Origin of the sequence: Nocardiopsis valliformis DSM 45023 (genome assembly GCF_000340985.1) — a bacterium.
Taxonomy (GTDB): domain Bacteria; phylum Actinomycetota; class Actinomycetes; order Streptosporangiales; family Streptosporangiaceae; genus Nocardiopsis; species Nocardiopsis exhalans.
Genome location: NZ_ANAZ01000021.1, coordinates 47,291 through 61,324, shown reverse-complemented (window position 1 = coordinate 61,324; position 14,034 = coordinate 47,291). Strand labels below are relative to the sequence as shown.

General features: G+C 64.0%; 5 protein-coding genes and 1 pseudogene. 1 reads left to right on the top strand and 5 read right to left on the bottom strand.

Translation table 11 applies throughout. From position 1 onward, the window contains the following. Positions 1 to 62 precede the first annotated feature (62 nt). A pseudogene (locus tag D457_RS0120350) lies at positions 63 to 458 on the top strand (IS701 family transposase); the annotation flags it as partial. 33 nt (positions 459 to 491) lie between these two features. Here the strand turns inward: D457_RS0120350 and D457_RS35870 are convergent. The 5 genes from D457_RS35870 to D457_RS0120335 form a co-directional block, all read right to left on the bottom strand. Beyond that, positions 492 to 1,037, bottom strand: coding sequence for a hypothetical protein (locus D457_RS35870; protein ID WP_152514302.1), 546 nt, complete (start codon positions 1,035 to 1,037; stop codon positions 492 to 494). Positions 1,038 to 1,068: 31 nt separating this feature from the next. Further along, positions 1,069 to 2,838, bottom strand: a complete 1,770-nt coding sequence (locus D457_RS37175; protein ID WP_239646168.1) for an RHS repeat domain-containing protein — start codon at positions 2,836 to 2,838, stop codon at positions 1,069 to 1,071. A 123-nt stretch (positions 2,839 to 2,961) separates the two neighbouring features. Then, positions 2,962 to 3,474 carry a hypothetical protein gene (locus D457_RS35860; protein WP_160167412.1) on the bottom strand — a complete coding sequence of 171 codons (513 nt, stop codon included), beginning with the start codon at positions 3,472 to 3,474 and terminating at the stop codon, positions 2,962 to 2,964. Between the two features lie 41 nt (positions 3,475 to 3,515). Continuing rightward, positions 3,516 to 10,055, bottom strand: a complete 6,540-nt coding sequence (locus D457_RS33015; RefSeq protein WP_239646167.1) for an RHS repeat-associated core domain-containing protein — start codon at positions 10,053 to 10,055, stop codon at positions 3,516 to 3,518. Positions 10,056 to 10,136: 81 nt separating this feature from the next. Further along, positions 10,137 to 13,613, bottom strand: a complete 3,477-nt coding sequence (locus D457_RS0120335; protein WP_026116843.1) for a LamG-like jellyroll fold domain-containing protein — start codon at positions 13,611 to 13,613, stop codon at positions 10,137 to 10,139. Positions 13,614 to 14,034: the final 421 nt, after the last annotated feature.

Below are 14,034 nucleotides of genomic sequence, written 5' to 3'. Positions count from 1 at the left end.
GGGTGGTGTAGTCGCGGGTGATGCCGCCGCCCGGTTCGTGCTGAACCTCCTGCAGGCAGTTGCCGGTGGGGGAGGACTTCGAGTTCGGTAAGGACCTGTTCGGCCTGGATCAGTCCCAGGTCCGGTTGTACGAGGCGGTGCGCCGCCACACCGTGCTGGTCATGGTCGCCTTGGCGGTGTGCGCGATGGCGGCCGCCCGTGCCCGGCCCCGCACCGATACCCAGGCGCCGCCTCCAACGGGCCCTGACGATGTACCTCCCATCGACCCGAGGCATGTGGGGTTGGCCGTCGCCGCGGTCAAGAACCTGTTGGGTGCTCTGCACCCGCACCAGCCCACTCTCAAGCACACGGTCGGCTGGCAGAACTGGCGTGACCGCCATCGGACCCGAGCCCGCTGGTACTACCAGCGCTCCCGTATCGCGCGTCCGTTTCAGCATCCGTATCCGCAGCTCAACTAACGAAGTACGACTGCCGCACCGGGCCGTTTACGATTATCCCTGCACCAAAAGCTCGACTGAAATATTCAACACAAAAGACAAAATAACAAACATCAGAAAGAACGACAGATTCAAGTAACTTCGGCGCAACAAACGAAGAGGATTCCCATTCTCGCCTCCATCAGCCTCCGCCAGGACATGGGTTTTTATTTTGCGAACACGATCGAGGTTTGCTGATTTCGCGAAAATTTCCGCGAGCAACGATCCACCAAACCCAAAAGAATATACTCGTTTGCCATCGTTGAGATACAGAGCCAGCCCATCGTCCCAACGAACAGCGCGAACCGAAGCAACAGGGATCTCGTAGGCCGCGAGAACGTTCTTTACAACCACCTTCCCAGGAGCCAGTTCAACCTTGGGAAAGTAGGTGAATTTAAGTATAATCCAGACGCCAAATGGGAAGAAAAATGATATGAAATAAATTTCCCATATCCCTGAATTCGCTGAATCCATGGATCTTTCTAGACTCCAAACCAGCCAAAGAATCACAAATGGGACGGACACCGCCAATCCAAAGGTCGCCGTCCACCAGTTCTTCATTACCCCCATGCCCCTATCCCACATCTCATCATCATTTTGACCATTCGTCTTTGACAGTGAGGCTAGTGCCCTGAGCAGCCATCCACTGCCCCGCATTAATTCCGTAGACCATGATTGAACTCTTGAGATCCGCACCACCCACAACTTGCCCCGAGGCAGGTTTCTGGTACCGACTAACCCTAGAAAATCCGGTATCCCTCATAAACCTTCTCCCGCTCCCCGCCAGAACCCGGGCACCAACACCCCCCACAGCCAGCAACCCGAAATCCATGGCATGTTGACCGGCATTCACATTACTCAGATCGTCTCTATTCTTATAGAGATCCCATCCGACGCCACCAAGCCACAAAGCGAGTCCACCAGCAAGGCAGGCTCCAGCGGATGCGAACACGCAAAGCCCAAATCCAACCAGAGTAGCCACGTCCTTAATTTTTGACCTGTTTTCATAGGCCCAGGAGGTGGCACTATCCCAGGCATCACCCAGGGGGCTGGACGCCGTTCCCTGAGCCTCGTAAACAGCACCCTCCAGAGCCTTTTCTGACTCGCTCTTCACTGGAGGTGGAGTGTATGGAGTGTACGGGGTGAACGTCGTCGGGGTGGTGGTCGCAGACCACACAGGTGACGAACTCGACCAACGGAAAGTCTGGTTCGTCGACCCGTCGATGTACGTATGACTCGTGGAGATCAGCCGACTGGAATAAGCGAAATTATACGTTCTCTTCGTGAGATTGCTACCTCCGCCATAGGTAGACTCACGCGAATATACCGTGGTGTTTCCCCCGCCCTCCATACAGGCACCCTCAGCAGGGATACAAGCCGACAAGCCAGACCCGTCCCAGTAAGTGGCAGGGCTGTTGTTAGCATAGGCATACCCGTTCATGGACTGGGCGTCGATCAGGTCCATCAGCGGGTCGACCGAGATGAACCTGCCGAGGTCCGCCTCATAGGCCCGCGCTCCGAGTTGGGTCAGCCCGGTGGAGGCGTCGATCATGCCATCGACGAACCCGCGCTCGCCTGGCCAGGTGCCGGTGGTACCGCGGTCCTGGCCGAAGACCGTCATCCGGCGTTGGACCACCTCATCACCGATAGCAGCGATGGTCATCTCGCCGGTGCCGTGGTGGTCGGAGGTGATCCAGTGCAGGCGGCCGTCGTTCTCACGCACCGCCACGGTCTCACCGGCGTGGGTGAAGTAGCGGGTGGCTTCCTCGGTGCCTGCGGCCGGGTCCCAGGTGACCTCCATGCCCGGCAGGTACAGGGTGGTGGCCCCGTTGGTGCGGCGCAGCAGGCGTTCGCCGTCGGCGTCGTAGACGTACTCGGTCGTGGACAAACCACCCGTGACCTTGGTCAGCTCGCCTTCAGGACCCCACTCCAGGCTCTGGTCATGCTCGCCGCTGTTCCGCGAGACCATGTTCCCGGCCTGGTCGTAGTCGTAGGAGTGGACACTGTTGCCCGTGCTCCCGGACTCGGCTACCTGGGTGACAGCGTGCGCCGGGCCCTGGCCTTCATCGGGGGTGGTGTAGTCGCGGGTGATCCCTCCGCCTGGGCCGTGCTGGACCTCTTGAAGGCGGTTGCCGACCTCGTCGTAGGTGAACTCGTGCCAGTACGGGGCCGCCCCTCCTAGCTCGCTCACCTGCGGCTCATTCGCACAGGCTTCCTCGCCAATCGTCCCGGGGGTCCAGACCTGGGTCAGGCGGCGCAGGTGGGGATCGGCGACGGTGGAGATCGTCTCGTTCAGCGGGGGCCAGCGTTGGGCCGCTACGCTGGTGGCCGCGGCCACCGCCTCGGGATTTGTTGTCTTCACAACCATCGATGATCGGGCGGTGGCCGTTGGTGTGCCCGGGAAACGACCAGATCAACGGGGTCAATCTCTCCGGTCCGGCCAAATGACCTCTGAGCAGGGCAAACCGGATCTACAACTGGAGCATTAAGGGAAAACAAAACCACTCAATATCCAGAAACTCATAAATGATGACACCCAAATAAGTGGAACTGGGAGCAAATTTAAATGCAGTGAAGAATTTTTTTTATCCTCGCCACACTCCCTCCCTTCCCCCCAAGTCTCGAGATGCTCATTTATCCTTTTTGCTGCACGAAAAGCACTGGGACTCCCAAAGATCGCGGAAAGCAGGGACCCCTCAAAGGCAGGGACATTTACCACACTCCCATCCTCAAGAGAAACCAGCATTGCCCCACCACTGACATAAACGTCACTAACCCCGGAAATCGGAACCACAGTCTTTGTCAGGTAACCTCGAACAACAAGAACTCCACCCTCAATTGAAATATTTCTCCAAAAAACTATTTTCAACTCAAACCAGAGAAAAAGGGAGAAAATGTTGGACGCGACCAGGACGCCAGAAAGGCCAAACCCCTCGCCGATCACCGCCAGCGCAAATAGAGTCCACAGGGCCGATATCAGGATCATCCCAAAAACCACGATCCCAGTAGCCCGAAAAACCTCTCTAGGTCCAGACAAAATTACCCTTCCTTAAATGGGTTTCCATACGGCTTGGGGCCACCAAACGTGGCGCCACTAGCAAAATTAATTGCATAGTTTGCCGACGAAGCCCCCCAATCCACCGGGCCTGCCTTCATGTCCCAACCCTGAAAGATACCCTTTTTGCGCTGAGGATTTCCTGATCTGGGATTGTAATCCCACTTCTGAGCCCCGGATCGAACCGTGGGGTTCGATCGCATAGCACCCAGAGCAGACCTCCACGTCCCGGAGGCCAGACGTCCGACCCCCAAAGCAACGCCCCCACCCATGCCCATCATCAAGGCACTCCATCCGTGCTCCTTCCAGTTAATGGATCCATTAACTGTATAGTCCATAAAAATATTCGCGGCCAGAATGCCCCCTCCGATCGCCAGGCATGCACCAGCGGAAACAACTACACAAGCACCGAGCCCAACCCAGCCAGCAACTTCTGAAATGGTCCCCCAATTGTCCTTGGTCCAGTTCCAAGCGTCATTCAGGGGATTGGAAGCAGTTCCCTGAGTCTCGAAGACAGCACCCTCCAGAGCCTTTTCTGCCTCGCTCTTCACTGGAGGTGGAGTGTACGGGGTGAACGTCGTCGGGGTCGTGGTCGCAGACCACCCAGGTGATGAACTCGACCAACGGAAAGTCTGGTTCGTCGACCCGTCGATGTACGTATGACTCGTGGAGATCGGCCGACTGGAATAAGCGAAATTATACGTTCTCTTCGTGAGATTGCTGCCTCCGCCATAGGTAGACTCACGCGAATATACCGTGGTGTTTCCCCCGACCTCCATACAGGCACCCTCAGCAGGGATACAAGCCGACAAGCCAGACCCGTCCCAGTAAGTGGCAGGACTGTTGTTCGCGTAGGCATACCCGTTCATGGACTGGGCATCAACCAGATCCATCAGCGGATCGACCGAAATGAACCGGCCCAGATCCGCCTCGTAGGCGCGGGCTCCCAGCTGGGTCAGCCCGGTGGACGCATCGATCATCCCGTCCACGAACCCGCGCTCCCCCGGCCAGGTACCCGTGGTTCCTCGGTCCTGACCGAACACCGTCATCCGACGCTGAGAAACCTCGTCACCGGTCGCGGCGATACTCAGCTGACCGGTGCCGTGATGATCAGAAGTCATCCAGTGCAGGCGGCCGTCGTTCTCACGCACCGCCACGGTCTCACCCGCGTGAGTGAAGTACCGAGTGGCTTCCTCGGTACCCTCGGCCGGGTCCCAGGTCACCTCCATCCCCGGCAGGTACAGGGTAGTGGCCCCGTTCGTGCGGCGCAGCAGGCGTTCGCCGTCGGCGTCGTAGACGTACTCGGTCGTAGACAGACCACCTGTGACCTTGGTCAGCTCGCCTTCAGGACCCCACTCCAGGCTCTGGTCATGCTCACCGCTGTTCCGCGAGACCATGTTCCCGGCCTGGTCGTAGTCGTAGGAGTGGACACTGTTGCCCGTGCTCCCGGTTTCGTTTACCTGGGTGACTGCGTGGGCCGGTCCCTGGCCTTCGTCGGGGGTGGTGTAGTCACGGGTGATGCCGCCGCCCGGCCCGTGCTGGACCTCTTGAAGGCGGTTGCCGACCTCGTCGTAGGTGAACTCGTGCCAGTACGGGGCCGCCCCTCCTAGCTCGCTCACCTGCGGCTCATTCGCACAGGCCTGTTCGCCGGTGGCATCGGGGGTCCAGACCTGGGTCAGGCGGCGCAGGTGGTCGTAGTCGAAGCACTGCACATCCGACACGCGCTCGGTGTCGGTGGGTTCGTCGTTGATCGAGAGCAGGTTGCCGCGGTCGTCGTAGCCGTAGGTCTGGGTCGAGAGCGACCCCTCACCAGCTTGGGGGACGACGCTGGCGTAGGCCAGCCGGTTGGTCTTCTCATCAAAGTCGAAGCTCTGCCAGGTGCGGTTGGCACCCAACACCCCGCGGTGGAACTCGCGTTGGACCAGGTTGCCGACCTTGGAGTAGACGGTCTCTGTGACGATGTGGTCACCACCCGAGAGTGTGGTGGGGTTGCCCAACTCGTCATAGCCGTAGGTGACCGGTTCAGCGCGCAACGCCCCGGCGGCGGGCATGTCCGTGGCCCGGACGCTGCCGTCGGGGTAGTAGGTGGTGCGGAACAGGTAGTTGCCCGCGAGCTCGCCCTCCCTGGAGGGAATGGTGATCTGGTGGGCGCGGGGCCGGTTGACCGGGTCATAGCCCATCACCCGGGTGGTGTAGGCCTGCCCGTCCTCATACCGGGTTGAAGCTGTGGGCTGGCCGATGGCCACGGTGTCGAAGGTCCACTCGGCCCGCAGGTTTCCGTCGCCGTCACGCAGCTCACTCTGGCGGCCCAGCTCGTCATAGCCGGTGACCAGGGTTTCACCGCGGGCGTCGGTGGTCTGCACCAGGCGGTCCATGTCGTCATAGCCCAGATGGCTCACCCCGGTGTCCGGGTCAGTCTCAGAGACCTTGCGGCCGCGCAGGTCGTAGTCGTAGGTCCAGGTGTTACCGCCCGGATCGGTGACCGTTTGCAGTTCGGCACGGGCGGTGTAGGTGTAGAAGGTCGAGTCGAACTCACCCTCCGCTGCGGGACCGTAGTGTTTACGCAGCTCCACGGTGTTACCGCGCGCGTCGGTGAGGGCGGTGGTGCCGGTGCCGCCTTCGGGTTCGCTCACCAGAGTGCGGTCGCCCTGGTGCTCGGTGGTGGTGCGGAACTGCTCCACCCCGCGTGACATCTGGACTTTGTCGGTGGTCCGACCAGCCCCGTCATAGACGGTGCGACTCCAGCGGGGGATCTCGTCGTGGTTGGCCACCACGAACAGCTCCCCGCCCGGCTCGTCCTCGTTGAAGTAGGGCTCGCGGGAGATGATGGTGTTACCCCGGCTGTCATAGAACACATCAGTCAGCACCCGGCCGCCACCCGGGGCAGGGGCTTGGCTCTGGCGTTCGCGGAGCAGCCCGTCCAGGATCTGGTGACTGGTGGTGTAACCACCGGAGGCGTTCAGCGTGTGCGTGGTGACGACGGTGGGTTCGTCCTTGGACAGGGCGTATTCGAACCGCATCGAGGGGGAGAAGCCGCGGTCGCGGGGACGGTCGGCCAGCCACACGTCAGTCATGCGGCCCAGCGGGTCGTAGGCCAACTCGGTGCGGTTGCCGTTGGCATCGGTTTCGGCCACCGGCTGGGAGCGCTCGTCGTACTCGACCGTGCTGGTGTGCCCCAGGGCGTTGGTGGTCTCCACCTTGGTGTTGGAGCCACCGGTGACAGCGGAGGTATATGCGGTCGTGGTGGTGTTGCCCTCGGCATCGGTCACCTCAAGGGCGCGTCCGAACTGATCGAAGGTGGTTTCGCTGATGGTCTGGTAGACCGGTTGGCCGTCGTCGTAGTCGGCCACCCGCTGGGTTTCGGTGGGGCGGGCCTGGGTGGGTGTTTCCCCGAAATCGCCGCCGTCAAAGAGGGTGCGCTCGTCCTTGACCACGTCGTCGGGGTAGGAGGCGTCCTGCCCACAGGCCGCGGTCACGGTCTGAGTGCGTGCGATGGGGTTGAGCAGGTGCAGCCCGGTGTTGCGGGCGTAGGTGGTCCTGGTGCACCAATCGTCACCCTCGTCGTCCACGTCGCCGTGGTCGTGGACCGAGGTGACCATGCCGTAGTCGTCGAAGGTGTTGACCGTGCGGGTCTGCCGGAAGGACCCATCGGCCAGGGCAGTGTAGGCATCCACCTGTTCGGTGTTGGTCAGGTGGGCTTCCAAGTCCCAGTCGTGGGAGGTGGAGGCGGTGCGCTTCTTCCACGGGGTGGTGATGGTCTTGGAGACCACGTCCCCGTCCACGCCGTCGCGGACGATGGTCTCGCGGGTCTGGCCGTTGAAGACCGGGTCGTCGTTGACGCTGGTGCCGGTGGAGTCGACCACCTTGGCGGTACGGGTCCCGGAGGGTTGGTGGTCGCCGTGCATGCCCTGGTAGAACAGGTGCTCGATCTCGGTGCGGGTCTCGTCCGGGTGGCCGGAGCGTTCGATCACCCGGTCGAAGCCGCGCCACTGCGACCAGGTGCGTTTGTCCTCGTCCACGAATCCGTCGTCGTCCATGTATGCCCAGGCCGGGTCTCCGACGTAGTCGTAGCTGGTGATCACGTCCGGGGCTCCGCCGACCAGGTCGACCTCGACCAGGTCGGTGACCACGTACTTGGCGAACCAGTCGGTGATGTCCTCAGCCCCCGGTTGGTGGGAGCGCACCACCGGGTAACACCGCTGGGTGTTCTCGTGCGCCTCGGGTTCCTTGCCTTCCTCACAGTCGGGGTCGGCGTAGGACACGTCCACCTGGGCGCCGGTCTCGGTGTAGACGGCGGTGATGCGCCATTTGTTCATCGGCGCCAGGCCGTCGGTGGTGGAGTCGATGCGGTTGGGCATCGGGGTGCCGGCGAAGGTGATGGCCGGTTTGGTCTCGGAGTCGCCGCCGGTGTGGCCGGTGTGGGTGATGGAGTCCAACCACAGGGCGGGGTCAGTGCCATCCCCCGGGGCGGGGAAGGAGTGTTCCAGCTCCCAGGAATCGACGGTGGTGTACTTCTCGCCGTCATGGAGCTGGGTGGTGACCTTGTTCAGCTTCTTGGTGGTCCAGAACGTCGGAGAGTGCTGCCCGGCGCAGTCCTTCTCGCAGTCCTGGTCCAGAGGGGTGTCGGGCCAGTACTCGGCGTTGTCCTCGTCCCGATCATCCTCAGCACACCCGAAGTCTTCGTCCACGCAGCGCTCGCCCACGGTGTAGAGCACCTGGGCCGGTGCGGTGGCCTGCATATCGTCCTTGCGTAGGCCGTAGGCGGTGCGCTTCAGGTAGCCGCCGCGGTCGTAGGCGACCGGGTCGGAGTCGAAGTTGAGGCCGTAGTGGTTGGTCTCGGCCTGGTAGTAGTGGGCCAGGGCGTTGCCCTGCACATCCACCACGTAGTCCAGGTTCCAGCGCCAGGCCTGGTCACACCAGGCATCATCCAGGTCGGAGTCGTAGCAGGGTTCGCCCGGGTCGTTGCCGAAGACCGGGACGGTCCAGGCCGAGTTGGTGGTCTCATCCCCCGAGGAGTGGCCGGGCAGCTGGTTGAGGCCGAAGTGGTACTGGGTGCCGTCGGTGGTAGTGACCTTCCAGTGCTCACCGTCGTTGTCGCCGTTGGTGGCTCCGGTCAGGCGTTCGATCTTGGAGCCGTCGTCGCTCTTGGGGGTCCACTCACCGTCGTCGTAGACCAGTTCGGTGGCCCGGCCGCCCAGGTTCAGGGTGGCGTTGTGGTGGGACCAGCACTGGTCGGGGATCTCGGTGTCGTCGCCGTCTTCCTGGCAGGTCTGGTAGCGGCGTTCGATGTAGCCGGGGTGGTAGTCGAAGCCTTCACCGATCCAGGAGGTCTGGTTGTTGGTGCCCGAGGTGCGCCCGTCCACCGACTGGGAGGAATAGCCCAGGCTGATCTCGGGGGCCAGGCCACCGGCCACGTTGGGTGTCTGGATCGGGTAGTTCCAGGAGAACCCCCCGGACTGGATACCCACGTTCCAGGTGGAGGAAGGACTGAGCGGGGTGGCCGAGTAGTCCCCAGTCCCCTCCTCGCCCTCACCCGAGGCCACCGCGGCCAACATGACTCCACCACCGGTGGCGGGGGCCAGGGCGGTCAACGTTTGAGCGGTGGCGTCGTTGTCCGCCTCCAGCTCGTGGGTGGACCAGCGGCCGGGCTGGTCCTGGTGCTCGGTGAGCGCGACCAGACCCAGCCGGGACCCGTAGTCGGCGCCGTAGGCGGAGGCGAAACCGGAGTAGTCCACCTCCACCCGCACCGGACCGGCTTCGTCCTCGCCGTCGGTGCGTGTGGCGCGCAACGCCAGACCGGACAGCCCCAGCTCGGCGGCCTCGGCCCGGTCCAACACCTCCACCTCAGCAGAGGCCACCGGCCCGGCGGGCTCCCTCTCTTCCTCTTCCTCGGGGACATCCTCAAGGCCAGTGTCCTCGGCCGCTTCGGTTTCACTGTCCTGCGCGGGCTCCGGACTCTGCGGCTCGGCCTCGGGAATCTCCGCCTCGGTGTCGGCAGGCTCCTCCGTGACCTCGCCCTCGGGGCTTCCGGGCTCTTCGTCTGCCTCTTCGGCCCGGGGCTCGGCCGGGACCCGGCGCTCGCTGGTTGTCCCCTGGCCCTGCTCGTCCCCAGCCACTTCAGGCTCTGTTGCCTCGTCGTTCTCCTCCGGCAACGGGGAGACCCAAGCCTCGAACTCCTCGGTCTCCACGCCTTCCACCCGCACCGGCTCTTCCTCAGCGCTGCCGCTGAGGGCCCGGGGTGCCAGCTCGGTCCCGTCGAGGACCACGCTGGCGGGCTCGGGCCAGTCGGCCTGGTCCAGTGCGGTCACCGCGGCCTCGGCCACAGCGGCATCGGCCTCGATCGTCGGGGCCGATGCCGGGTTTCCATCCACCGACTCGCCCAGATCCACGTCCGGGCGGGTGTTGTAGCCCAGAGCGGAGGCGGGAAGCGCCGAGACCAGCCCGGTCACCAGCACCAGCGAAACGAAGGAGACGAGGGGCTTGCGGCCACGGCGGGGCGAGGGGGTCTGGGGGATGTCAGACACAGGGGATTCCTCCCGACCGGCAGATGTACTCCTGCCGGGCAGATCAAAAGGGCTCAGGGAACAGCGAAGGTTGGTGAGGCGTCAGGACATGGGCAGGTATCCCAACATGACGTCGCTGATATCGGCCTCGGTCAGCACGCCCTGATACAGGTGGACGTCGCTGATGTCACCGGCCCACTGGCCGTTGAAGTTCGACTCGAACTGGGAACCGCCGATCACCACCGGTCCGTTCGCGTGCCAGGCGTCAGGCACCGCCACCGGTTCTTGGGCCGTCCCGTCCACATACAGCGTGGCCTCACGCCGGGTGTGGTCGTAGGTGGCCGCAAGGTGCGTCCACCGGCCGAACTCGGGTGCCTGCTCGGACAGGGAACGGTGCCAGCCAGTGGCCCCGGTCCGGTCTTCGGGCGGCAGCTTCATCACCCAGTTGTCCCAGTCGAAGGTGTACTGGTAGCTGAGATAGAACGCACTGTGGTCGGTGCCGTTCTGGGCCACCGCGGCCGCGTTATGACCGACCTCGTCCAACCGCACCCAGGCCGCCACGCTGTAGCTGCGGTCCGTGCGCACCGCGGGACCATCGGTGTGCAGGTGTTCCTTGTGGTCCATGTCCAGGCTGACGCCGGGAGCGAAGGTGACATCGTTCATGGCCTGGTTCCACGCGGTGAGCGGGTCGGCCTCCAGCGTGGCGTCCAACCCGTGGTCGGAGGCATCGGCTGCGACTGTTCCCTCGGTCTCGTCCAGCTTCCAACGCCCTTCCAGCGCGGCGGGACGGTTGGCCAGCTCCCACACCTCGGGGTGCTCTTCGCCGTCCTCGTACACCGCATCGTCCAGGACCGAGCGGTCCCACACGCGCACGTCGTCGATACCGCCGGGCCAGTGGTAGGCCAGGTTTCCCTGGTGCTGTCCGCCGCCGATGACCAGGCCGCCCTCGGCGTTCCATGCCGTGGGGTGCTGGACCCGGGACTGTTCGACCCCGTCGACGTACAGGGCGAGCTCGCCGGTGTCGGGGCTGTAGGTGCCCAGCAGGTGGGTCCACACCCCGAGTTCGACCGGATCGCTGGCGTTGGCGTAGGTCCACCCGGACGCACCGGAGGTGGGTCCGTCGTCGTGCGGGGCCATCTTGAAGGTCCATGCCTGGGTGCTGTGCCCCTGGTAGCCCAGGTGGAAGCCGGACTGGAACTCACCGGTCTGGGAAACGGCGGTGGCGTTGCCTTCGGGGATCTCGTCCAGGTACACCCAGGCCGAGAGCGCGAACGAGCCGGTGGTGTCGATGACCGGATCAGCGGTGCTCAACAGGCTGTCACCGCCGAGATCCACGGCGGTGCCCTCCAACCGGTAGGAGTCCGCGTTGGGGTGGCCGACCCGGCCGCGGGTCCAGCCGATGCCTCCCGAGGCGGTCGCGGTGCGACCCGCCTCCATCACGTCGGTGGCGGTGGTGCCTTGGCCTTCGTCCAGCGGGAAGTAGGAGACCGGGTCGGCCGGTGGGGCGACGGTGAAGGTGTACACCAAACCGCATTCGGAGGAGTTACCGAAGCCGTCGGTGATGCGGGCGTGGATCAGGTTCGGCCCATCCCGGGTCGGGGTGATGGGCACCGTCACCGACGCTCCCGGTGAATCGAGTTCGATCTCGGTGGCGCAGGTCGCGTCGTTGACGCTGTAGTGGTAACTGGTGGCCTGCTCGACGCCGTTGTTGGCGAAGGTGAACTCACCCGAACGCCCCGCCGACCCGTGGGCGGTGTCCCCGGCCGGGTAATCGGTCGAGGTCACCTCGGGGCCGGAGTCGGGTTTGGTGGTGTCGACCTCGATGAAGCACCAGGAGGACCACGGGCCCCAGTGGGAGCGGTCATGGCCGCGCACCCGGTAGGCGATCAACTCCCGCTCCGGTAGATCTCTGGCGGTGACCGGCCGGTAGGAGCCGCCCGACCACTTGCCCACGGTCACATAGGCCGAGTCGGCGGTTCCCAAACGTTCGTCCACCCCGGTGAGCTTCCACTCGAACTGGGACTTGACCTGCTGGCCCACCCAGTAGGAGTCCCGGTCCCGGATCTGGGCGTTGAACCTGACCGTGGTGTCGTTGATCAGACGGGGCTGGGTGCGGTCGGTCTGGCACGCCCCGCCCAGCGAGTCCGAGATGGTCGAGGTCACCGGCCGCTCGGGCGGGTGGTTGTAGTCCACCACCAGCACCGGCGGGTTGTCGCTGGTGTCGAAGCGGCGCCAGGCGCTGCTGCTGGTTTCGTTGCTCCCCTTCAAGCGCAGGTAGATGTGGGAGGCGTTGTTGTCCACCCCCCACTTGTAGGCGGCGGTGGCGTCGAACTCCGTCCCCCGCTCGGAAGGGCAGGCCGCCCAGCCGTCGGTGACGTTCTGGGTGTCCAACACCCCGCCCCGGGTGGCGGGCTGGTTGTTCCAGGTGGTGTTGCGGTTGAACGCCGACACCCGCTGCAACTCGATGTGCGCGGTGCTACCGCAGGTGTAGGCCCAGTCCACCTCGGTGCGCAACGTCGCGGAGTTGATGATGGTGTTCGAGTGGTTGGTGCGGGCCATCACCGTGAACTGGAAGAACGAGCGCCGGGTGAAGGTCCCCTCCGGCCCGGAGTAGTAGCCCACCCCAGCAGAGGTCGAGGGGTTGAAGTTGGCGGCGTTCGGATAGGTGGCGTCGACGTAGGCCCAGTTGGGGCGGCTCGCGCTCACCGAGGGGTCGATGTGGACCGGATATTGGGTGGCTTCGTCGGAGAGCATGTCCTGGTCGGGTACCAGCCGGAGCCGGTCCACCTCCACCGAGGTCTCCATCTGTTGGGCCCGTGCTCCGGCCGGGGCCGACACCAGGGGGTCCGTTTCTTCGTCTCCGGAGGAGTCCCACATCAGCGGGGCCGGAGCGGAGAAGACGCTCTGGCCGCCTGCGTCGCCGGTCGCGTCGAGGTTGCCGTGCTCGTCGGCGGTCATGGTCACGCCGTTGGTGGACAGTGACAGGTCGAGTTCGGCCAGCTCGGAGTGCTGGGCTGCCTCTGGGGTGTGTACGACCAGGACCTGGGTGAAGCCCTCGGCTCCGGCGGTCAGGACCAGATCCACGTCCGGCAGCACGTCGGTATAGGTGGCCTGATTGCCATCGAGCACGGGTTCGGGGAGGTCGTTCACCCAGCCCAGGGCGACGCTGTTGGAGCCGATCCCGATATGGGCCATCGCGTCATCGCCACCGCCGGAGAAGGCGATGTCCATGCTCGCCGCCTTGGGCCGCACCAGCCCGTCCTCTGTCTGGACCAGGGTGGTGTCCACATCCACCCAACCGCCCTCGGAGCGCACCCGGGCCGGGATCGCGGAGATCTCCGCGGTCAGGGACCCGTCGGGGTGGGCGAAGTGCTGGGTCTTCTCATCCGTGAGCCCGGGGATCTCCACCGGCTCACCGGTCTGCTCCGCCAAAGCCAGAGCGTCCAGCTCCTGTTGCTCCTCGGAGCTGGCGGGATCTGGCAGATCGGGCTCAGCGGCCACAGGGGGAGCAGCGAGTAGCGACAGGGCCAGGGCACTGGCAGTCACGATCGTCGTCGCACGGGTCAAGGGGTGACGCATGGGTGGACCTGTTCGCGTTTCGGGGATGCGCCGTACCCAGCAAGCTGGGCTCGGTGTGTCGGGGAGAAGCGACGCTATCCACGGGACGCGACTTGAGGCAACCTGCATATCCCCAGTTCAACAAGGCTCCCGAGAGCCCTCAGAGGGGCTTTGACCTCGGGCTAAACAGATCCTTGGCAACAATACAACAACATAAATTATGGGCGATTCGTGATGGTTTGTTACTCGGACTACATCTTGTTCCCGAATGGCAAAACGCTCTGTGTGCAGGCAGACACGGAATCATCAGCACCCTCAGCCGCACTGCACTCGCCCCGGTGCCTCCGTCCACTGGAGGCGTTCCAGATCCGGAGTTGCGGCCGAAGGGGCTGCTCCCGTTGTCGGAGCAACCCCTTCGACACCGAGCACAGTGCTGCCCCGG